23 protein-coding genes are annotated in these 22,746 nt (G+C 36.2%); 13 read left to right on the top strand and 10 right to left on the bottom strand.

The window, feature by feature from the left end:
• Position 1 precedes the first annotated feature (1 nt).
• The 10 genes from EMTOL_RS01330 to EMTOL_RS01285 form a co-directional block, all read right to left on the bottom strand.
• Complete coding sequence (locus EMTOL_RS01330; protein WP_015027460.1) at positions 2-1,507, bottom strand: FGGY family carbohydrate kinase; 1,506 nt, start codon at positions 1,505-1,507, stop codon at positions 2-4.
• A 52-nt stretch (positions 1,508-1,559) separates the two neighbouring features.
• Positions 1,560-2,516 carry an ABC transporter permease gene (locus EMTOL_RS01325; RefSeq protein WP_015027459.1) on the bottom strand — a complete coding sequence of 319 codons (957 nt, stop codon included), beginning with the start codon at positions 2,514-2,516 and terminating at the stop codon, positions 1,560-1,562.
• A 79-nt stretch (positions 2,517-2,595) separates the two neighbouring features.
• The gene (locus tag EMTOL_RS01320; protein WP_015027458.1) at positions 2,596-4,071 is read right to left on the bottom strand and encodes a sugar ABC transporter ATP-binding protein; all 1,476 of its coding nucleotides are present in this window, start codon (positions 4,069-4,071) and stop codon (positions 2,596-2,598) included.
• Positions 4,068-4,673 (bottom strand): DUF2291 family protein, encoded by a 606-nt coding sequence (locus EMTOL_RS01315; protein WP_015027457.1) that lies wholly within the window; start codon positions 4,671-4,673, stop codon positions 4,068-4,070. Before EMTOL_RS01315 ends, EMTOL_RS01320 begins: the two co-directional genes overlap by 4 nt.
• Before the next feature lie 2 nt (positions 4,674-4,675).
• Entirely contained in the window at positions 4,676-5,581 is a 906-nt protein-coding gene (locus EMTOL_RS01310; RefSeq protein WP_015027456.1) for a D-ribose ABC transporter substrate-binding protein, read from the bottom strand.
• A 116-nt stretch (positions 5,582-5,697) separates the two neighbouring features.
• Complete coding sequence (locus EMTOL_RS01305) at positions 5,698-6,663, bottom strand: transketolase family protein (protein WP_015027455.1); 966 nt, start codon at positions 6,661-6,663, stop codon at positions 5,698-5,700.
• Positions 6,664-6,743: 80 nt separating this feature from the next.
• Positions 6,744-7,574 (bottom strand): transketolase, encoded by an 831-nt coding sequence (locus EMTOL_RS01300; RefSeq protein ID WP_015027454.1) that lies wholly within the window; start codon positions 7,572-7,574, stop codon positions 6,744-6,746.
• 9 nt (positions 7,575-7,583) lie between these two features.
• The gene (locus EMTOL_RS01295; RefSeq protein WP_305953151.1) at positions 7,584-7,886 is read right to left on the bottom strand and encodes a four helix bundle protein; all 303 of its coding nucleotides are present in this window, start codon (positions 7,884-7,886) and stop codon (positions 7,584-7,586) included.
• 179 nt (positions 7,887-8,065) lie between these two features.
• Positions 8,066-9,463: an L-fucose/L-arabinose isomerase family protein gene (locus tag EMTOL_RS01290; protein WP_015027453.1), complete on the bottom strand. Its 1,398-nt coding sequence runs from the start codon at positions 9,461-9,463 to the stop codon at positions 8,066-8,068.
• A 67-nt stretch (positions 9,464-9,530) separates the two neighbouring features.
• Positions 9,531-10,298 carry a DeoR/GlpR family DNA-binding transcription regulator gene (locus EMTOL_RS01285; protein WP_015027452.1) on the bottom strand — a complete coding sequence of 256 codons (768 nt, stop codon included), beginning with the start codon at positions 10,296-10,298 and terminating at the stop codon, positions 9,531-9,533.
• 154 nt (positions 10,299-10,452) lie between these two features.
• Between EMTOL_RS01285 and EMTOL_RS01280 the strand changes: the two genes are divergently transcribed.
• From EMTOL_RS01280 to EMTOL_RS01220, 13 genes are all read left to right on the top strand, one after another.
• A complete protein-coding gene (locus EMTOL_RS01280; protein WP_015027451.1) occupies positions 10,453-11,637 on the top strand; it encodes an alpha/beta hydrolase-fold protein in 1,185 nt (394 codons plus the stop codon).
• Between the two features lie 91 nt (positions 11,638-11,728).
• Positions 11,729-13,303 carry a DUF1593 domain-containing protein gene (locus EMTOL_RS01275; RefSeq protein WP_015027450.1) on the top strand — a complete coding sequence of 525 codons (1,575 nt, stop codon included), beginning with the start codon at positions 11,729-11,731 and terminating at the stop codon, positions 13,301-13,303.
• 73 nt (positions 13,304-13,376) lie between these two features.
• On the top strand, positions 13,377-14,882 hold the full coding sequence (locus EMTOL_RS01270; RefSeq protein ID WP_015027449.1) for a DUF1593 domain-containing protein: 1,506 nt from the start codon (positions 13,377-13,379) through the stop codon (positions 14,880-14,882).
• Between the two features lie 154 nt (positions 14,883-15,036).
• Entirely contained in the window at positions 15,037-15,810 is a 774-nt protein-coding gene (locus EMTOL_RS01265) for a MerR family transcriptional regulator (protein WP_015027448.1), read from the top strand.
• Between the two features lie 98 nt (positions 15,811-15,908).
• On the top strand, positions 15,909-16,532 hold the full coding sequence (locus EMTOL_RS01260; protein WP_015027447.1) for a Crp/Fnr family transcriptional regulator: 624 nt from the start codon (positions 15,909-15,911) through the stop codon (positions 16,530-16,532).
• A gap of 85 nt (positions 16,533-16,617) precedes the next feature.
• Positions 16,618-16,827 carry a YgaP family membrane protein gene (locus EMTOL_RS01255; RefSeq protein WP_015027446.1) on the top strand — a complete coding sequence of 70 codons (210 nt, stop codon included), beginning with the start codon at positions 16,618-16,620 and terminating at the stop codon, positions 16,825-16,827.
• Positions 16,828-16,899: 72 nt separating this feature from the next.
• Positions 16,900-17,091: a DUF6132 family protein gene (locus tag EMTOL_RS01250; RefSeq protein WP_015027445.1), complete on the top strand. Its 192-nt coding sequence runs from the start codon at positions 16,900-16,902 to the stop codon at positions 17,089-17,091.
• A 168-nt stretch (positions 17,092-17,259) separates the two neighbouring features.
• Positions 17,260-17,547: a rhodanese-like domain-containing protein gene (locus EMTOL_RS01245; RefSeq protein WP_015027444.1), complete on the top strand. Its 288-nt coding sequence runs from the start codon at positions 17,260-17,262 to the stop codon at positions 17,545-17,547.
• Positions 17,548-17,574: 27 nt separating this feature from the next.
• Positions 17,575-17,889, top strand: coding sequence for a rhodanese-like domain-containing protein (locus EMTOL_RS01240; protein WP_015027443.1), 315 nt, complete (start codon positions 17,575-17,577; stop codon positions 17,887-17,889).
• Positions 17,886-18,077, top strand: coding sequence for a hypothetical protein (locus EMTOL_RS01235; RefSeq protein ID WP_015027442.1), 192 nt, complete (start codon positions 17,886-17,888; stop codon positions 18,075-18,077). The genes EMTOL_RS01240 and EMTOL_RS01235 overlap by 4 nt, the downstream gene beginning before the upstream one ends.
• Before the next feature lie 59 nt (positions 18,078-18,136).
• Positions 18,137-18,568 carry an OsmC family protein gene (locus tag EMTOL_RS01230; RefSeq protein WP_015027441.1) on the top strand — a complete coding sequence of 144 codons (432 nt, stop codon included), beginning with the start codon at positions 18,137-18,139 and terminating at the stop codon, positions 18,566-18,568.
• A gap of 54 nt (positions 18,569-18,622) precedes the next feature.
• Positions 18,623-19,333 (top strand): thioredoxin domain-containing protein, encoded by a 711-nt coding sequence (locus EMTOL_RS01225; protein WP_015027440.1) that lies wholly within the window; start codon positions 18,623-18,625, stop codon positions 19,331-19,333.
• A gap of 303 nt (positions 19,334-19,636) precedes the next feature.
• The gene (locus tag EMTOL_RS01220; protein WP_015027439.1) at positions 19,637-22,711 is read left to right on the top strand and encodes a SusC/RagA family TonB-linked outer membrane protein; all 3,075 of its coding nucleotides are present in this window, start codon (positions 19,637-19,639) and stop codon (positions 22,709-22,711) included.
• Positions 22,712-22,746: the final 35 nt, after the last annotated feature.

Raw genomic sequence — 22,746 nt, 5'->3', positions numbered from 1 at the left:
ATTAATTTTGAATTTTCTGTATCCAACCTTCATAGCCTTTTTTGACTAAATGATTGCCTAAATCTGGTAAAATTTCTTCGGTTTTTGCTTGATTTAGCATTTTCAGTTGGCTGATACTTTCGTAAATACCACTTTTTAAACCTGCTAAATAAGCTGCTCCCAAAGCAGAAACATCAGGATTTTGTTGTTTTTTGAGAGGTAAACCTAATAAATCGACTAAAAACCTGATAACGAATTGATTACGAGTTAGTCCGCCATTGACTGAAATGGATTTTAGCTTCGAATCCATGTCGTTTTGCATGGCATTTATTACATCCTTTATTTGATAGGGAATGCTTTCTAAAGCTGCTCGAACAATATGATTTTTGCTTGTACCAAAGGTCATCCCCTCAATGGAAGCACGGCGATTCATTTGCCAATGAGGAGCACCTAAACCACTAAAAGCAGGAATGAGATAAACGCCAGCATTATCACTGACCGAAAGTGCCATTGCTTCGGTTTCGGCTACTTCTTTGAAGAATCCTAATTCATTTTTCACCCATTCTATGGTAGAGCCACATGCTACAATTGCTCCTTCAAATGCAAAATCAATCCTATTTTCTGTGCTCCAACAAATGGTCGTCAACATGCCATTATTTGATAAAACTGGTTTATCTCCAATATTCATCATGATTGAGCTACCCGTTCCCATCGTAACTTTCGCTGTTCCTTGCTCGAAGCACCCTTCACCAAAAGTAGCAGCGTGAGAATCACCGATCATTGCTTGAATTGGGATTTTGGATTTCGGAAAGTGGATTGAATCTAGGTTGGATAAATCCAAAACCCAAAATCCAAAATCCGAACTCGAAGCACATACTTCTGGTAAATTAAGTTTTTCCAATCCCCAAAGTTGGAGAATTTCTTTATCCCAAGTAAGGGTGTGAATATTGAAAAGAAGTGTTCGGTGAGCGTTGGTAAAATCAGTTTTGAAAGATTGACCGTTAGTCATTTTCCACAAAAGCCAGCAATCGACTGTACCGAAAAATACTTCACCATTATCTAATTTCATCTTTAAATCTGCATCGTTTTCGAGCAGCCAAAGCAGTTTTGTAGCTGAAAAATAAGGATCAATTATTAAGCCTGTTCTTTCTTTAATGAATGGTTCTTGGTTTTTACCTTTTAGTTTTTGGCAAATTTCTATCGAACGTTTACAAGCCCATACCACTGCTGGTGTAAGTGGTTTACCTGCTTTATCCCAAAGAATAAATGTTTCTCGTTGATTACTGATTCCAACAGAAATAATATTTTCAATTGAAAATCCTTTTGACAGAAAATCTTGAATACAAAGAAAAATCGACTCCAATACATTTTGATAAATGCCTTCGGGGGCTTGCTCCACAAAGCCATTGTCAAAATAATTAGTCTGTAAATCGGCATGACCTTTGGCTACTGCATTTCCACTTTCATCAAAAATGATTGTTTTGGTGCTACTTGTGCCTTGGTCTATGGAGAGGATGTATTTTTTCATAAATGCAATATTAACGTAGGCAAGGGTTTAAACCTTGCCTACGTTTTGAGCGTTACTTCTTACTCTTTTTATCAATAATTACTGCTAAGAGAATCACTAAACCTTTTACTACTTGTTGCCAAAAAGGTGAGACATTTAGCAAAACCAAACCATTATTCAAAACTCCAATGATTGCAGCTCCGATGACAGTTCCAGTTACAGAACCAACTCCACCAGAGAGTGATGTCCCACCAATGACTACTGCCGCTATTGAATCTAATTCATAGCTTGCCCCTGCGTTTGGTTGAGCAGAATTTAGTCTGGAAGTAACCAAAATTCCACCTACTGCGGCCATCATTCCTGCAATTCCATAAACTGCTATTTTGACATTATTAATATTGATTCCTGATAAAAAAGCTGCTTTTTCATTTCCTCCAATGGCGTAAATGTAGCGTCCGAAGGTTGTTTTTTTACTGATGAAAACAACAATCAGAACGACAATGAGTGAAATCCAAACGGGAACGGGAATTCTTAAAAACCAACCTGAACCGATGTACTCAAAACTTGCTCCGAGATTTGAAATCGGCATACCTTGTGTGTAGAGCATGGTTGCTCCACGAGCAATTGTGAGCATGGCAAGGGTAGTTACAAAAGGCGGCAATGCAAATTTGGTAATGACCCAACCATTTAATAATCCTAATGTCAACCCAATAATTAAGGCAGCTAAAACCCCACCTAAAGTAGTGAAACCTACGAATAAATCGAGTGAAGGAATGGCAATGCCATTTTTGAGTAAACCCGCACAAACTCCCGAGGTAAATGCTAATACAGAGCCAACCGAGAGGTCTATGCCTGCCATAAGAACTACCAAAGTCATACCGGTAGAAATACAAATATTCACTGAGATTTGTCGAAGAACATTCCACAAGTTATTGGTAGTGAGGAATTTATCTGATAAAAGACTAATCACTAAGCACAATATGAAAAGTGCAATGAGTGATTGTGATTTTTTGAGTAATTCTTTGTTCATCCTATAATTGACGATTTTGGATTTCAGATTTATGATTTCGGATTAAGCAATTTTTCAACCCACAATCGTAAATCCTAAATCAAATTGCAGCTTTCAATAATTTATCTTCGTTGGCTTCTTCTGGCGAAAATTCTGCTTTAATTTGTCCATCTGCCATGACTAATATTCTATCTGATAATGCCAAGATTTCAGGGATTTCTGATGAAACGATAATGATACTTTTGCCTTGTTCTGCCAATTTTTTAATCAGTTCGTAAATTTCATTTTTGGCGTTAATATCAATTCCCCGAGTAGGCTCATCGAGCATCAAGATTTTTGGGTTTGTTGCTAACCACTTGGCTAAAACCACTTTTTGTTGATTTCCTCCACTCAAATTTACACACAATTGCTGCTCAGATGGGGTTTTAATTCGAAGTGCATCAATGTATTTTTGAGCTAAATTGTTTTCTTCTTTTTCATTGAGCAATGTATTGGGTTTGAGGCTTGTAAGTCCGATATTATTGGCTATGTTCATCCCCAAAATTAAACCTTCAGTTTTGCGGTCTTCTGTAAGAAAAGCTAAGCCTTTATCAATGGCATCTTTGGGAGATTTTATTTTAATTGCTTGATTATCAATTAAAATACTTTCAGTCTCAGCATTGGGATTCAGTCCAAAAATAGCTTCTAGTAATTCAGTTCTACCAGCACCCATCAAACCAAAAATGCCGAGAATCTCGCCTTGATAGAGTGATAAGTGATGAACGAAAAGAGATGTTTTTTCTGATCTTAAGTTTTTAACTTCTAAAATTTTTCGTCTATTTTCACAGTTCTCAATTCTTAATTTTCGATTACTAATTAAAATCTCCCTTCCTACCATTAACCGAATCAATGCCTGTTCGGTGGTGTCTTGCATATTTCCTGCACCTACCGAATTTCCATCTCGCATCACGCTGTAAGTTTCGGCGATGCGAAACAACTCATCCATTTTATGTGAGATATAAACAATGGTCTTTCCTTCGGCCTTTAGTTCGGCAATGATTCGATGAAGATTATCAATTTCTTTATCGCTCAAAGCTGAAGTTGGTTCGTCCATTAAAATTACTTGGGCATCAGAAAGTAAGACTTTGGCTATTTCTACCAACTGCTGTTCGCCTACTTTTAGGTTTGCGACTAAAGTTTTGGGAGAATGTTTAAGTTGCAGTTTGTCAAGTAAAATCGTGGCTTTTTGCTCCATTTGCTGACTATCCAATAAGCCCCATTGATTGACGATTTCTTGCCCCAAAAAAAGGTTATCTACAATGCTCAGTTGTGGAATTAGGTTTAATTCTTGGTGAATGATTCCAATACCTGCTTGTTGAGCATCTTTAATATTTTTGAATTTAAGCGTTTGACCATTTTGCTTGATTTCACCTTCATAATCTGTATAAACGCCCGTAAGAATCTTCAAAAGTGTTGATTTTCCTGCCCCGTTTTCACCCAAAATTGCATTGACTTTCGATGGGTAAAAAGTAAGATTTACCTCATTGAGAGCTTTTACACCAGGAAAGGATTTCGATATGTTTAATAATTCTATCATTTACTAATTTTAGAGATTTTGATAGGTAAAATGACGAAATCCAAAGATTCTTTTTTGCTCAATTTTACCGCTCCAATTACCGAAATATCTTCACCAGTTGTAAGATTTCTAAGTGTAGGAGGAATTGCTTTTTCTCGAATGATAGTATTTAATGCTTCAGAAACTTTATTAAAATCAACGTTTGTCTTAAAATCAGTAAGTTTTACTAAACCTGATGCATCTCTGATGGCATTGCCGAATATGTATTTTGTATCTATGGAAACAACGCCATTTTCAGGGCTGTTAATTTTTATTACTCCATCTAAAATACTTACGATTTTTCCCTTAGTTTCAACCATAAAGAAAGCCGAATTACCAATTCCTAAGCGATTCCCGTAAGTCTTAAATGCATTTTCCTTATTGTTTTGTATTTCTTTAGTAAGATTTTCAAGCGAAATAGCTTGGTTTTGAGTTAAGATTCCTTTGTAATAAAGAGAATCGGCGAAGGAATTAAAATCAAAAGTGTTCGTTTCTTGATTTTTCACATCGCTTAGTTTCTTGAAATAAACAGAGTTATAGGCTAAAAATACACCTAAAACGAGTATGATTCCTTTCTTTATCATTATCAATAATTTTTAGCATTTGAAACCGTTACCAACTCCACTTCAACGGGCACACGCTGCGGGAAATCTCGTTTCCCTTTGAAATACTCGTCGGCATAACGAGCAGCATATTCGGCCATTACTTTTGGATATTGCATACCTGTTGCAACGATTTTTTTCTCGGCAATTTTTTCTACAACATCAGACGCACCGTCAAACCCAAAAACTTTTACTTTATCTGCTTTTCCTGCCGATTGTAAGGCTTGAAAAGCTCCCATGGCCATGGCATCATTTCCACAGAAAACCGCATCAATGTTGGGGTTTGCTTGCATGATGGTTTCAAGAACTTCCATGGCTTTGTTTCTATCAAAATCACCACTTTGCTGTGCCACCATTTTCAGATTTGGAAATTTATCAACAACCGAATGAAAACCTCCCGACCTTGCCCATGTATTATTATCGCCCACCAGACCAATGATTTCAACATATTTCCCCTTTTCTTTGAGGGCTTTTACAAACTCAATTCCGATTTCAACACAGCCTGAATAATTATCTGATAAAATCTGACTGGTGGCGGCATCATCGGCATTCACTTCTCTATCCATGCAAAACACAGGAACGCCTGCCGCTTTTGCTTTTAGAATATTGGCTATTGAGCCATCGGCATCGGTTGGATTGAATAGAATGGCATCAAAACCTGAAGAAATCAAATTTTCGAAATTATCTGACTCAGTGGCTGGGTTGTTTTGAGAATCGAATATTTTGGCCTCATAACCCAGTTTTCTGGCATTTTCTGCTGCCGATTCAGCCAAAACCACAAACCAAGGATTATTGAGTGTAGAAATTACTACGGCTACTTTAGGTTTTTCTTGGTTGTTTTTTTGCGTGCATGAAGAAATCAAAAAAACAATAATGAATAGATATTTCATGGTTTAGTAATTTCGGGTATTATTCATTGATAATCAATGCCTTTTGTATTTGTATTTTGTATTGCTGAGACAAGGCGACCGTCGCACGGCATGTCTTGTCTCTACTATTTCTCAATTCATATTTTGAGAGCCATTTCAGCTAATCCATCCTTCGAAATACCATAGTGCTCAAAAATCTCAGTTTGCGAGCCAGAAACTGTATGTTCGTCGGGCAAACCAACGATTTTGAATTTATTTCGGAAACCATTTTGCATCAAAAACGAACCTACTGCTTCACCTAGTCCACCATAAATAGAGTGTTCTTCAACAGTAATAATTGGACTTCTATTTTGGGCTAAATTAGTTATCAATTCGGTATCCAAGGGCTTGATAGTGTGCATACTAACGACTGTTGCTTCGATGCCATTTTCTTTAGCTAATTTTTCGGCAGCCTCGAAAGCGGGTAAAACGGTTTCGCCCGTTGCAATGAAAGTCAGGTCTGAACCTTCTCTAACCACTCGGCCTTTACCAAAAGAGAATTTGTCCCTCGAGCCTTCGACTTCACTCAGGCTCCTATATTCTTGATTTGAGCTTAGTTTTGAAGGCATATTTTTTTTGCCAAACCTAATATAAACAGGCTTATTTAATGCAGTTGCTTCTCTTATGGCTTCCTCTGTCTCATAATTATCGGCTGGAGCAACGATTATAATATTATTGATGGCTCTAAGTACAGCAAAATCGTGCAAACTATGGTGTGTTGTTCCTAATGCTCCATAACTTACACCCGCTGAGATACCAATCAATTTCACAGAATTATCTGAATAGCATACATCGTTTTTGATTTGCTCTAATGCCCTGGCCGTGAGAAAACACGCAGGAGAAACCGCAAAAGCTTTCTTCTCCATTGCTGCTAATCCTGTGGCAACACCCACTAAATTTTGTTCAGCAATACCTACTTCAACAATTTGATTAGGAAATTTCTGACCAAATTGTACTAATTTGCCCGAACCTCTCGAATCGGAGGTTACTACATACAAGTCTTTATCGGTTTCGGCAATAGCTTGTAGGGTTTCTGAGAATATTTCTAAATTTGCTTTACTCATTCCATTTACGATTTACTATTTACAAGTGACGATTTTAGAAGTTTATTTGTATTCATATATCGAAAATCATGATTTGTAAGTTATTTTAATTCCTCCATTGCCAATGCCAATTGTTCTGTACTCGGTACGCCATGATGCCATTTAAGCACGTTTTCCATATAACTAACGCCTTTACCTTTTACTGTATGGGCTATGACAAATGATGGTTTTCCTACTTCAAAGGGCAGACCTTTTAGCGTACTTTCTAATTCTTCTAAATTATGGCCATCTACATGTCGAACTGCCCAACCAAATGCTTCTAGTTTTCTATCTAAAGGTTCTAGCCCCATTACTTCGGCATTAGGTGCCGTAATCTGCAATTTATTGTAGTCGAGAATCGCACATAGATTATCTAATTTGTAATGGGCGGCAAACATAAATGCTTCCCAGTTTGAGCCTTCTGCCATTTCGCCATCACCTAAAATAGTGAAAACCTTTACGGGTGAATTATCTTTTTTTGCAGCCAAGGCATTCCCACAACCAATCGAAAGTCCATGCCCTAAGCCGCCTGTATTTTGCTCTACACCTCTGATGTATTTTGTTGGATGCCCAATGTATGGTGAATTATATTTACAAATAGTCAATAAATCTTCTTCTGGGAAAAATCCTTTATCGGCTAAAACTACGTAGAGAGCTTCTACACAATGTCCTTTACTCTGAATAAATCTATCACGATTGTTTGATTCCCAATTTTCAGGAGAAACATTCATGATTCGATTGTATAATACATTTAGAATATCAATTATCGACAAATCTCCACCTGTATGCCCAGCTTTCGCATTGAAGATGTATTGGAGAATTTTTCTTCTGTATTCCTTTGACTTAAGTGATAAGTGATGAGTGATGAGTGATGAGTTTTGACTTGTTTCCATTATTATTTATCACTTTTTTAAGTTTTTCTTTCTTGTAAGTATCGAACTCCTAATCATTTTCATAATCTCATCAGAATCTTTGTATAAAGAGTTGTATTCCACAGAAGTTATATAATCTGTTTTATGCAAAATTTCTAACCAATATTGAGTTTCTCCAAGTTCTTTCTGGGCAATCCCCATTTTATGAATAAAATCCATTCCAGATTCTGCATTGGCTGCTTCCCTAATCATTGCACCTGGATTGCTTCCACACCTAAGTATTTGCTTACTCGTTACATATTCATTCTTTTGAGTCGTTAAATATTGATACAACCGAACTATTCAAATGGCAAAATCAGTTGATTTTAGTTTGAGTGGACTTTCCATAATTTTAATGTATTTGAAATTAACTAAATTGAAATGTGATGATAAGAGATGAGCGACTAGCTAATCATAGATAATTTTTATCTTCAAATACTCTTCACTCAACACTTATCGCTTTTCACCCAAAACTAAGCATGAGCATAAACCTCCCAACCCATATAATTTCCGAGTGCTTCTTCGAGAATTGAAGCTGTTTTTGAGGCGTTCATAACTACATGATGCTCAAAACCATTTCTGCAAACATATTTCATTAGTCCTTGTAAGTCAGGTATTTGTGCGACGGCACGATTCCCAAATGTATTCAGAGGGTCGTTAGTTAATTCGCCCTCGCCGATATACACTTTAATAATACCTTTAGGGTCGTCAGTACTGATGCGTCCGTAAGTTAAAGGCATGGCAGGTGTGCGTCCGTCTAAGGCTCCATAAGTATTTTCAACGCCTACAGATGTACCAAGAATCGGAGCATTTGAAATTTGAATATCTGGTAAGAATGATTTTGCCCAGTTGCCACAATGGAATAAAACGCACTTGTTTTCATCATCGGCGTAGTTATTATTCCAATCAACCAAAGCACTTGGCGAGCCAGAAGCCAACTGCATGGCATACATACTTAGTGTTCCTGTAACGTCAACTTCGCAAGCAGAAGGAAGCATATTTTCCGACATGATACTCATGCTCGTACATACATTACAACCGTAGTTTTGTTGGAGAGATGTCCAGCATTGAATGGCGGTGGCATCCAAGGCATTTTCTTCCATGATTTCTTTCAAAACCACGTCTAATTTGGCAATTTGAAGCATGGCTTCATTAGGCGTTTTTCCCTTCGAGGCATACGCATTAATCGACTCAATGTGTTGTTTTACTTTGGCATCATCGGCGGTAAGTTTGTTGGCTCTTCCAAGTATTTCGGATAAATCGAAAGTTGTAACCGTAATGCCGTTTCTTTGTAGAATTTTTTCAGAATATCGTACCGTGTTAAAGGCCCCTGGTCTTGCTCCGATAGCACCAATTCGTACGCTTTTCAAACCTTTTACAACTCTACAAACGGCCACGAAATCTATTAAATCTTTCTGAAATTCAGCTGAAGAGGGCAAGCTAACATGTTGACTTGTCAATGAATACTTTATGCCGTATTGATACAAATTATTGCAAACAGAAATCTTGCCGCACCATGAATCTCGGCGATTTACCACATTCATTTTACTTAATTCATCAGGATACGCCTGAATCAAAACAGGTACGTTTAATTCTGAAAGTTTGAGCGTATCAGCCACACCTTTTTCGTCTCCGAAGTTGGGTAGAAGTACCAAAACTCCCGAAATTTCTTCACGGTGTTTTTTAAATAATTCGGCACATTTTTGTGCATCTTTGAAAGTTTCTACACCACCCAACTTTGAATCTGTTGTTTCTAATAGAATTGGTTTTAGATTCAACTTTGCAAAAACATCTATGATTTCTGTTCTTGCTTTTTCTACTAAACTATCAGGAAAAAAATTTCTATTTCCGATGATTACGCCAAGTGTCATATTATTAAATATTTTGGTTTGTTATAGATACAAGGCATGCCTTGTATCTACTGTGGTAATTGTTATTTCATGCAATAATCACTTCAATTTCATTATCTCTGAAGACCTCTTTATGTTTTTCTTCAATGCTCGAATCGGTGATGATATAATCAATTAAACTTAGGGCTCCTAAACTTGCCAAAGCACTTTTACCAATTTTCGTACTATCGGCTACTAAATAGGTTACTTCGGCGGCATCAATCATCGCTTTTTTAACAACTAAATCACTGATTGAAGGATAAGTCAGGCCTGATTTTAAAGAGATGCCAGCCGTTGCTAAAAATAGTTTCTGAACATTTAAACCTTTAAAAAAATCTGCCGCTTTTTGCCCCGTTAGTGAAAGGGTAGGAGGTTTAAATTCACCACCCGTCATAATTACGTCAATATCCAATCCGGTGCCGAGCATCAAGGCTATATTCAAAGCATTTGTAATTACTGTTAGATTTTTAATTCCCGAAGCCTTTATTTTTTTTGCTATTTCGGTAGTTGTGCTTCCTGAATCAAGAATTATTGTATCGCCGGCTTCGATGAACTCCATGCACTTTTGAGCAATCATTTCTTTTTTGTCCAGATTATCCTGATGTACCAACGAAAAGCTTTTTACTTGGTCTTCTACATTTTTCAACGTTGCCCCGCCATGCTCTTTAACGATTAAATCCTCTGCTTCGAGTTTTTCTAAATCTTGACGAATCGTAACCTCCGTAACTTTAAAAAGACGAGCCAAATCAGCAACTTTTGCTGAGCCATCTTCTTTTAATAATTCTAATATTTTATCTCTGCGTTGATTCGGTAACATAAGATTTTTGTTGAATATGAAACAAAATTAAAAGAAAGTAAACGAAAATAAAAATAAGTAAAAGAAAATATTTGAAAATAAAATATTTGTATTTAGGTTTGTATTCCAAAATTAGTCAAGTTAATTCTTGGAAAAATACATTCAATCATAAATTATGAAACAAGAATCTTTAATTTCGAAAAAAATCACAAATATATGCTTGGTAGTTATGCTATTGGTATTCTCTTTTATGGCCGAGGCTCAGAGAAGACCAAGCAAGATTATTTCACCTGAAGTATTATCCGATAATTCAGTAATATTTAGAATTTACGCTCCCAATGCAAAAGATGTGAAGGTAGTAGGTACATGGAATCGTCGTTTTGCTCCTGATTTAATGGTAAAAAAAGATACACTTTGGGAAGTGAAAGTTGGTCCAATTCCTTCGGATATGTATGAATATGATATAATTTTAGATGGAATTCCAATGATTGACCCACTAAATAAAGCTGTAACTCGTGATGGCCCCTATATTCAAAGCAGATTGATGGTGCCGGGTGGCTTAGGTGATATCATTGATGTGAAGCCTGTGCCACATGGCGATTTAAAAGCAGTTTGGTACGATTCGCCAACTGTGGGTGATTCGCAGAGGAGAATGTTTATTTATACGCCTCCAGGTTATGATAAAAGCAATAAAAAATATCCAGTAATGTATTTGCTACACGGTGGTGGTGGCGATGAGGAAGTTTGGATAAACCGTGGACGAGCCAATTATATCATGGATAATTTAATTGCTTCAGGCAAAGCAGAACCTATGATAGTGGTGATAACAAATGGCGATGTAAATAACATAGGTTCAGTACTTGACAGACCCGCTTTTCAGCAGAAAAAAGACAATACAGGTATTGGGGCAATGGCGGCAGGAGTTTTTGAGAAAAGTTTGGTAAAAGATGTGATTCCTTATATAGAAAGCAATTATCGTGTAATTGCCGATGCTGACCACCGTGCAATTACTGGTTATTCAATGGGTGGATTTCATACTCAAAATACTACAAACGATAATCCGACGATGTTTAAGTATATAGGTGTAATGAGTATGGGTTTATGGTCGGCTGCTCGAAACGACCCTAACTTTGATAAAGCTGGGTATGTTACCAAATTGAAAGCCTTACAAGCTGCCAAGCCAAAGGTATATTGGATTGGTATGGGAACTGACGATTTTCTATATAAAAGTTGTGTAGAATTACGTAAAGTTTATGATGAAATTGGATTTAAATACATTTATCGTGAAAATATCGGAAACCACGATTGGAATTCATGGCGATTGTATTTGACCGAGTTTGCTCCGCTGTGTTTTAAATGATTTCAAAAGATATAAGGATGGCCGTCTCCGATGCAAATGTTATAAAGATTTTAAAAATCAGCGAAAATCTGTGTTCCTAAAAAATAGAGAAATGAATAAACTCATAAAAACAATCACGGTAATTTGCTCTATTATTCTTTTGATTAATTCAGCAAATGCACAATTTGAAGTAGCAAAGCCAAGAATTATCATTACGGCTGACCCTGAATTAGATGATAATAATTCGATGATTCGCTTTTTACTTTACAGCACCGATGTACAAATAGAGGGACTTATCTACGCAAGTAGTATGTTTCATTGGAAGGGTGATGGAAAAGGAACTAAATGGTACGTGCCGGGAAGGGAATACGACCGATTCGGAATGAATGAGTGTCCGTGCGAATCTTGGAGATGGGCAAAAGATGAAAAATTTATTCATGATATTGTTGATGCTTATGCTAAATCGTATCCGAATTTAAAAATTCATAATAAAAATTACCCAACTCCTGAATACCTAAAATCAAAGATTAGATATGGTAATATTGAATTTGATGGTGATATTTCTAAAGATTCCCCTGGTTCGGATTTAATCAAATCTTTAATTTTGGATGATAAACCGGGGCAATTATTCATCACTAATTGGGGTGGAGCAAGTACCATTGCAAGGGCTTTAAAGTCGATTCAAGACCAATATCAATTTACAACCGATTGGACAAATATCAGAAATAAGATTATAAGAAAAGTGGTGCTGCTGCCATCAGGCGACCAAGATGATACTTATGCCAATTATATCAAACCTAATTGGCCAGAAATTGAATATCGACAATTTAGAGATTCACCAAATTACGGCTACGGTGCTCAAATCAGAGCCAACGAAACCAATAAACCTTTGCTTACTTCTGCATGGATGCAAGAAAATGTAAATTCAAGGGGAGCAATAGGAAGTTTATATAGAGTGTGGGGCGATGGAAAACAAATGGTTAAAGGGGATAAAGTTGACTATTTTGGGTTGTCGGGATATACAACTGAAGAATTAAAAAAAATGGGGTATTTCGTTTGGATGCCTCCACAGGAAAAAGGTTCGTGGTTGGGTGAAGGCGATAACCATACTTTCATGAATATGCTCGGTAATGGATTACGGGCCTATGAAAAAGATTTCTATGGTGGTTGGGGTGGTAGAGCCATCCGAAAGACTGATTCTGGAATGTTTTCCAATCTATCGGAAGGTTCGGCAGACCAAATGGCTACTCAAATGGGGGCAATGAATCAACAGAAAAATAATGAGATAATTCCTTTTCCTGATTTCTTCGCTGCGGCCCAACATAGTTTTGCCGCAAGAATGAAATGGTCAGTAACACCCAAATATGCTGATGCGAACCATGAACCAATTGTCAATATTCAAGGGCCACTTAAAATGATGGTTAATGCAGGACAAAAAGTTAGATTAAATGGAATTGTCTCTGACCCTGATGGCAATAAAGTTTCGGTCAAATGGTTTCAAATGCCAGTAGGTACTTATCAAAATAAAGTAGAAATTTCTAATGCAGAGGCACAAAGAGCAGAATTTATTGTGCCAAAAGATGCCACTGCTGGACAAACAATACATATTATTTTAGAAGCAAAAGATAACGGTTCGCCTGCTCTTACAAGTTACCAAAGAGTAATTTTTGAAGTGAGAACGAAATGATGCGAATTTTCTTTGCAAAGGATTGGATTTGCCAACTCAATCCTAATTAACATAAGAAATTATTTTTTTTAGCATGAAAAAGAAAGTACTATTATTTTTTACTTTGTTGTTAATGATATTGGAAGTTGGAATTGCCCAAAATCCAAAATCAGTCAAACCACGCACCATCGTCACGACTGATGGAGAATTGGATGATGTAGATTCATTCATTAGAATGCTTCTTTATACAAACGAATATAAAGTAGAGGGGCTCATTGTGAGTAGTTCTCAGTGGCATTACAAAGGAGATGGAAAGGGTACTAAGTTTATTTCTGAAATGGAAATGACTAAAAAATTATATGGTGAACGAACTGAACTTCGTTGGCCAGGCGAGGAATGGATTTACGACTTGGTAGATGCTTACGGAAAAGTTTACCCAAATCTTATCAAACATTCAAAAGATTATCCAACCCACAAATATCTTCGAGATAGAATCCGTATTGGAAATATTGATTTTGAAGGTGAAATGGCAAAAGATACACCGGGTTCTGATTTTATTAAAGCCAAATTGCTCGATGATGATATGAGTCCTTTGTATCTACAAGTGTGGGGAGGGACGAATACTATTGCACGTGCCTTGAAAAGCATCGAAGATACTTACAAAAATACACCGCAATGGAGTGAAATATATAAGAAAGTATGCCAGAAAACGATACTTTATGCCATTCTAGACCAAGATGCTACTTATAAAAAATACATTGAACCGAATTGGAAAGACATTAAGGTTTATTATAACTCGAATCAATTTTGGAGTTTTGCCTATTTTTGGAAAAGGTCAGTACCCAAAGAACTACACCCATATTTAGAAGGAAAGTTTATGGGAAATGTTATCAATAATCATGGTCCACTTCTGAAAATGTATTATAGTTATGGTGATGGAAATCCACCACAAGGAGAAATTGAAGATATTTATAGTAGTATGGAAAAAGCTAAAAAGAATCAGTGGGGAAGCTTTGGTCAGTATGATTTTATTTCTGAAGGTGATTCGCCTGCATTCTTGCATTTGGTTGATATTGGACTAAATAACCTTGCTAATCCACAAGATGGAGGATGGGGTGGCCGACTTGTGCAGTCAACTACTACACCAAGCAGATGGGAAGATGGTGAAGCAGCCTCAGACTATAACCCATTTACTCAAAAAATAGATAAAGCTTTTGCTCAAACTCGCTGGATTCCAGCTATTCAAAATGATTTTGCAGCTCGTGCCGATTGGTGTATCAAAGATTTTAAAAATGCCAATCATGCTCCCAAGGTGTCAGTTGCCAGTAAACAGTTGTCAGTTATCAGTGGGCAGAAAATTGTGATAAATCCCCAAACCTCTGACCCCGATGGCAATAAAGTTTCGTTGAAATTCTGGCAATATAAAGAGGTGGGTACTTGTAAAGAAGAAGTGTCAATTATACAAACCGGAAATAGTGCAGCAATCACAGTTCCTGCAGCCGCCAAAAGTGGAGATACGATTCACATCATCATAGAAGCAGAAGATAATGGTTTGCCAGCTCTTACTCGTTATCAACGAGTGGTAATGACGGTCAAATAAAATTCAAAATAAATCACATTTTACAAATAACCACGCCATTTTGGAGTGGTTATTTGCGTTCTTAGGGAATCTTCAAAAAAACTAAGTAAAACACTTGACTCTCACCCTACGTGATAGACTATGTTTGTGTTATCAATCAGAATGAATGTTTTATATGAAACAATTTTCGGTAAAACAGTTGGCAAAAATCGCAGGTGTAAGCATACGTACGCTACATGTGTATGATGAATTAGGTTTATTAAAACCTGCAACTCGTACAGAAGCCAAGTATAGGTTGTATGGAGAAAAGGAATTGCTTAGGCTTCAGCAAATTCTTTTTTACCGTGAACTCGATTTTCAACTCAATGAAATTCTTGAAATTTTAGATAAGAAGAATTTCGATTTATTGGAGTCGCTCGAAAATCAGAAACAAAGCCTAAAAACCAAACAAAACCGCATTTCAAAACTCATTCAAACGATTGATAAAACAATTGAAAACCTAAAAAAAGATACTGTTATGTCAAATCCAAACGAATTATACGAAGGACTTTCAGAAGAAAAGGCAAATCTTTACCGAAATGAAGCTATTGATAAATATGGCCAAGAAACTGTAGAAAAATCAGAAAAGGCTTTACTGAAATTATCAAAAAATGAGATAAAAATACTCAAACAAGAGCAGCAGGAAATTGCAGAAAAGCTTTTTGCAATGAAGGATAAGGACTATCGAAGTGAAATTGTACAAACGCAAATTGCTCTACATTACAAAAACATTCGGCAGTTTTGGGGAACAGATGGTTCTTCTGAACCACAAGCTGAAGCTTACGCAGGTTTGGGACAACTCTACGTCGACGACCCTCGTTTCACACAAATAGATGGAGAACTACAAACCACCTACGCTCTTTTTTTGTGTAAAGCCATGAAATATTTTGCCGAAACACGATTAAAATAAATTCCATTTCAAAAGATTCCCTTGGTTTATGCTGAGGGAATTTTCTTTATCTATTACTTTCTGTTAAATTTGGCTATATCTTTATCAAACATCAGAATATGTCATCATTGAATAATTTAGCCGAACTTAATTCTTCTCAAGCTGTTAAAGAAAAACTTTCTTCTTATGGAATTATTAAAAAATTTGAAGAAGGCGACGTTATTCTCAACGAAAATGCCTACATAAGAGCTATTCCGATTGTTATGAAAGGTTGTATTGGGGTTATACGTACCGATGATGAAGGTAGAGAAATATTAATCTATTACATTAACCCGGGTGAAAGTTGTATCATGTCGTTTTTGGGAGGCTTACACAATGATACAAGCAAAGTAAAAGCAATTGCTGAAGAAGAAACTGAAATTCTCTTTGTGCCAATTGATAAAGTAAACCTGCTCATTAAAGAAAATCCCGAATGGCTCGATTATATTTTTCGCTTATACCATAAACGTTTTGAAGAACTACTCGAAGTTGTAAATGATGTAGCTTTCAAGAAAGTAGATGAACGCTTATTGAATTTAATCAAAAAAAAGTGTGAAATTTCTAAAAATAATACACTTCAAATCACACACGAACACCTCGCAAATGAACTCGGAACTGCCCGTGTGGTAGTTTCCCGACTTCTCAAACAAATGGAAGAAAAAGGCCTTTTGAAATTAGGTCGAAATAAAATTACGCTTATGTAACAAAAGTAACTGTACGCCAAGTTTTCTTAGCTGATATTTGTAGTGTTAAAATAAATATACCTCTAAAATTTTAAACACTTACAACATGAAAGCAAATATGGGTACAGTCGATAAAGTAGTTAGAATACTTGTCGCAATCGTAATTTTAGGTTTATACTTTGCCAATCAAATAACTGGCACGGCTGCTATTATTCTATTAGTTATTGCGGGAGCGTTCATACTTACGAGTTTCATGAGTTTCTGCCCTTTATATCTTCCTTTTGGAATTTCTACTAGAAAAAAAGAAGATAAATAATCCCAATGTATATTGAGTGAATGACATTCGCCCAGAAATTCTATTCGGAAGTCATTCCTCACTTCAAAAAACATGAAATTTTTTAATAACAATAGATTAACCATTATCGGGCTCGTATTTGGAGCGGTTGGTGGATACCTCTACTATCATTATGTAGGGTGTGCGAGTGGCACGTGCCCGATTACCTCAAAACCGCTTAATAGCACGCTTTATGGAGCGGTAATGGGTGGTTTATTATTCAATATTTTTCAAAAAGAATCATGAAAGATGTAAAACTTCATCTATCATTTCCCTAGAGAAATTAGGTTGCTGAATAATTATCAGTTGATTCTTTTCAGCTTCCTAGAAATGTAAAAAATAACGTTCAAATTGAATTGTAATTGATTTAAGTTGTTCGATTGAAAGATTTTAGAACTAATAAATAATAAAAAAATGAGTGTAGCAGATATAATTCAAGAAAGAAAAGGTACAATCGTTGATGTTCGTACGCCACAGGAATTTAATGGTGGACACGTAGCTGGAGCTATAAACATACCACTTAATGAAGTTCCCAATAGAATTGAGGATTTTAAAGCTTTAAATGCTCCAGTAGTTTTGTGCTGTGCATCGGGTAACAGAAGTGGACAAGCACATCGTTTCCTTCAACAACAAGGCTTAGATTGCTATAATGGAGGTTCGTGGTTAGATGTAAATTATTATCAATCCTTAGCAGTTCGTTAATTAACTGTTAGTAAATACTTAGTACAAATGCTTAATACAATAAAAAATCTTTTGGGTTTTGGCCCTAAAGCAAATTACGCTGATTTAGTAAAACAAGGGGCTATTATCTTAGATGTCAGAACTCCCGGTGAATATGCAAGTGGACACATCAAAGGTTCGATTAATATCTCGGTTGATTCTCTTGCTCGTAACCTTAGTAAATTGAAAGATAAAAACAAGCCAATTATAACTTGTTGTGCATCAGGAATGAGAAGTGCGTCGGCCAAAAATATTCTTTCATCAAATGGCTATACACAAGTATATAATGGCGGTAGTTGGGGAAGTTTAAGAAGTAAATTATGATAACTAGAGAAACGCTTTTAACAAATTGGCATTTAATGCGTTGGATAAGACTCTTCATGGGTATTTATGCAGCAACCGTGGCCATTCAAATGCATGATACTTTTTCTGGAATTATTGCAGCTTTGTTTTTATTTCAAGCATTGACTAATACAGGTTGTTGTGGGCTGGTTCATGTACGGTGCCAATAGGAAAGAAGCACGAACCTGTGAAAGATATTGAGTTTGAAGAAATAAAAGATAGATAAAGAATGGAACCACATTATTATAACGTGAATCTGACTTGGATTTCAGACCGTAAAGGTGAAATATCTTCACCTGAATTAGAAAAAACACTAGAAGTAGCTACTCCTCCACAATTTACCAAAGGAATTGAAGGTATTTGGTCGCCAGAGCATTTATTAACAGCGGCAGTAAATAGTTGTTTTATGACTACTTTTTTGGCTGTTGCCGAAAATTCAAAACTTGATTTTAAACTTTTCGATTGTAAAGCTAAAGGTAAATTAGAACAAGTAGAAGGTAAGTTTTTAATGACGGAGGTAATTTTAGAACCTACTTTAGTTATTAAAAATGAAGCAGATAAAGAACGTGCCGAACGAATTTTGCAAAAAACAGAAGCAGCTTGTTTGATTTCAAACTCGATTAAATCTAAAGTTTCGATGATTCCAACAATTCAGTATTAAATAAAATTTAATGGATTGAATAGATAAAAATTCACCACAAATAAATAATTGATAATGAAACAAAAGCTAATTGTAAGTTTAATTTTAAGTGTATTATTTTTAAGTTGTGAGTCGCAAAGCACTAAAACTAATCTTACTCCGATTGAATTTGCAGAAAAAGTAAAAGTTTTACCCAACGCATCATTAATTGATGTTCGAACCCCAGAAGAGTTTTCAAAAGGTCACTTAGATAAGGCTGTAAATATAGATTGGCGTGGAGATAGTTTTGTACAACAAATAGCAAATTTAGATAAATCTAAGCCCGTATTGGTTTATTGTTTGAGTGGGGGTAGGAGTGCAGCCGCAGCTTTGGCTATGAGAGAAAGCGGTTTTAAAGAAGTGTATGAATTAGAGGGAGGAATTATGAAGTGGAGAGGCGAAAATTTGCCAGAAACCACTTCCAGTAGCACAACTAATAAATCTGAAGGTTTAAATAAAAGTCAATTTGAGGCACTATTAAATGCTGATAAATTAGTATTAGTAGATTTTTATGCCGATTGGTGTGCTCCTTGTCAAAAAATGAAGCCATATCTTGATGAGATTACGAAAGAAATGTCTTCGAAAGTTAAGGTTGTTCGAATCAAGGCAGATGATAACCTTGAGCTTTGTAAAGCGTTAAAGATTGAGGCATTGCCTGTATTACAGCTATATAAAGGGCAAAAACTTACTTGGAGCCATGAAGGTTATATAGAAAAAGCAGAAGTAGTGGCTCAAATTAACCGATAGATTATATTTTTTCTTGGTCAATCCCTTAAAAGATTTTAATAAATCTTTTAAGGGATTTTTTTTGCGTGTAAACGATTCTGTTTTTTTTCTCGTATCTGTAAAAAAATGACTAACTAGCTTATATTCAACAAAAAATATCTTTTTTTTAAAAATCAAATCTAACAATTTGTATTTTATTAAGTTATTTTATTAAATAAACACTTTTGTTAGTGTTTTTTTTAATTAATTGATACTTTTTGTATTAAGTATTCATTAATTTTAGCACGCTTTATTAATTATTGTATAACAAACTAAAAGTTACGAATGAACAAAATTCTACGAGTTTCGTTGATGTGCATGTTTCTATTTGTTTCCTTCTTGGGAAATGCACAGAACGTTGTAACAGGAAAAGTTACAGCGAGCGAAGATGGTAGTCCGCTTCCTGGAGTATCAATCACTATTAAGGGTACAACAAAAGGGACCAGTACAGATGAGAAAGGTATGTATAAACTCTCTGTGCCGGCCAATGCAACATTGCAAGCAAGCTTCATTGGTTATGCTGACACTGAACAAGCAGTAGGCAATCGAAGCGTAGTTGATTTTACACTTTCATCAGATATTAAATCTCTGAATGAAGTGGTAGTAACTGGTTATGGCTCACAAATTAAGCGAGAATTAACTGGTAACATTGCCAAAATCAAATCTGCTGAAATTCAAGATATGCCAGTAACTACTTTCGAACAAAGTATTCAAGGTAAAGCAGCAGGTGTTCAAATTAACCAAGGAACTGGTAAATTAGCACAAGGTATTCAAGTGCGTGTACGTGGCCAATCTTCGGTTTCTGCATCAAATGAGCCTTTATATGTGTTAGATGGTATTCCACTTACACAAGGCGATTTAGGTGTCAATGGTGGAGATACGAACCCTTTAGTAGATATCAATCCACAAGATATTGAATCAATCGAAATTCTGAAAGACGCATCTGCTGGAGCTATTTACGGTGCTCGTGCCGCTAATGGTGTAGTTTTGATTACAACAAAAAGAGGTAAATCAGGTAAGACAAATATTACATTTGGAATGCAATATGGTAAAAGCAAACCAACTAATATCTTGAAATTCTTGAATACAAAGCAGTACATGGATTTCTACAGAACAGCTGCTGCTAACTCCGACCAGATTGATGGCTACGACCCTAAAGATCCAGATTCATATACTTCTTATATGGAAAGTTTCTTCCAAACTCAAAGTTTGGGTACACTAGGCACTTCTAATCAAGCAGATACCGATTGGGGTAGTTTAGCATTTCAAAATGCACCTTCTGCTCAATATGATTTGAACATGAGTGGAGGTTCAGATAAAACAACTTTCTTTATCTCTGGGCAGTTGCTTGACCAAACAGGTATTTTATTGGGTAATGCGTTTAACCGTATGTCTGGTCGTATGAATCTAAACCACAAAGTTTCAGACCGTTTAAGTATCGGAATGAACATGGGTTTAACTCGTTCTTTGAACAATCGTGTGTCGGGTGACCGTCAGTTTGATAACCCATTACAGTTGGTTGCTTTGCCTCCAATGACACCACAAAATGACCCTGAAACTGGATTACCAGTTGGTACACCTCCTGGTGATATTTCGATTCCTGTATATTATAACGGTATGATTAATATCGGAAATGCTTACTATAATACAACGGTTCATCGTAATATCAATAGTGTTTATGGCGAATATACAATTTTGAAAGGACTACGTTTCCGTACAGAATTTGCCCTTGATTTATTGAATCAACAAGAAGAACAATATTATAATAGTAAGACTCAACGTAACTTCGGTGCTCCACTTGGTTATGGTTATAACCGTTTTGTGCGTGTAGAAAACTACAACACCAATAATTACTTTGTGTATGACAATGTATTTGGCAAACATGGTATCAATGCTACTGCTGGTTTATCTTATCAAAATTCACAAACTAAAACAAATGCTGCTGAAGGTAGAGATTTTCCATCAGATGCGTATCGTATGATTGCGAGTGCTGCTCGTAAGACAGATGCAAGTTCATCTCAATCAGATTATCGCTTTTCATCATATTTCACTCGTTTGAATTATAAATTCAATGATAGATATTTGTTAGGCTTAAGTGCTCGTATTGATGGTTCATCTCGTTTTGGTGCTGATAACCGTTATGGTTTCTTCCCAGCGGTTTCGGCTGGTTGGGTTATTTCAGAAGAAAGTTTCTTGAAAAGCATCGACGCTATCAGTTTCTTGAAATTACGTGCTAGCTGGGGTAAAACTGGTAATGCTGAAATCGGTAACTTCCCACAACTAGGTTTGTTTACAGGTGATGCTGGTTATGCTACCTTACCAGGTCAACGTCCATCTCAATTAGCAAACCCATCATTAGGCTGGGAATCTACGCAACAAGTTGACGTTGGTATTGACTTTGGTTTATTGAAGAACCGTATCAATGGTGAAATTGATTACTACCAAAAGAATACTACTGGTTTATTGCTTAACGTAAACGTACCGGGAACAACTGGTTTTGCTACTCAAGTTAAAAACGTTGGTGCTTTAACGAATAAAGGTTGGGAATTTGTACTCAACACTGATAACCTTGTAGGTAAATTCAAATGGAAAACTAGCTTAAATGCATCAACTAACCGAAATAAAATTACTGATTTACAAGGACAAGTCATTGAAGGTGGTTTAGCCAATATGAGCCGTGCAGTAGAAGGACAGCCATTAGGAACATTCTTCACGGTAGAATATGCAGGTGTTGACCCATCAAATGGAGACGCTCTTTTCTATAAAAATACTAAAAATCCAGATGGCTCACTTGACCGTACAACAACTAAAACGTATAGCCAAGCTCAACGTGTAGTGATTGGTAGTCCACTTCCAAAATGGATTGCAGGTGTAACCAATACATTTAGTTATAAAGGTTTCGAATTGAGCGTATTTTTCAATGGAGTTTTTGGAAACAAGCTTAATTTCTATGGCGTAGGTCGTTTCTCATCAGCTAACGGACGTTTCGAAGATAACCAAACTGTTAATCAGTTAGCAGCTTGGACTCCAACAAATACGAATACAAATGTTCCACAAGCTCGTTTGTTCTTCAATAATGGTGCACAAGCATCAAGCCGCTTTATTGAAGATGGTTCTTTTGTTCGTTTACGTAACGTAACACTTGGCTATAATTTACCAAAATCATTAGTAAGCAAGGTGAAATTAAGCAATGTTAGACTTTATATAACTGGTCAAAACCTATTAACGTTCACGAAGTACTCTGGTTGGGATCCAGAAGTTAATGCTGATGATGTAGTAAGCAATATTGCCTTGGGTTATGACTTCTACACGACACCTCAGGCAAAAACCTTTATGGGTGGTTTGAACATTAGTTTCTAATAAGCGACTGATTTATTTACTTAAAGAAATTTTGA

This window comes from Emticicia oligotrophica DSM 17448, from assembly GCF_000263195.1.
GTDB lineage: Bacteria > Bacteroidota > Bacteroidia > Cytophagales > Spirosomataceae > Emticicia > Emticicia oligotrophica.
Note: the sequence above shows the minus strand (reverse complement) of the source record. Positions and strands in the feature narration are given on the sequence as shown.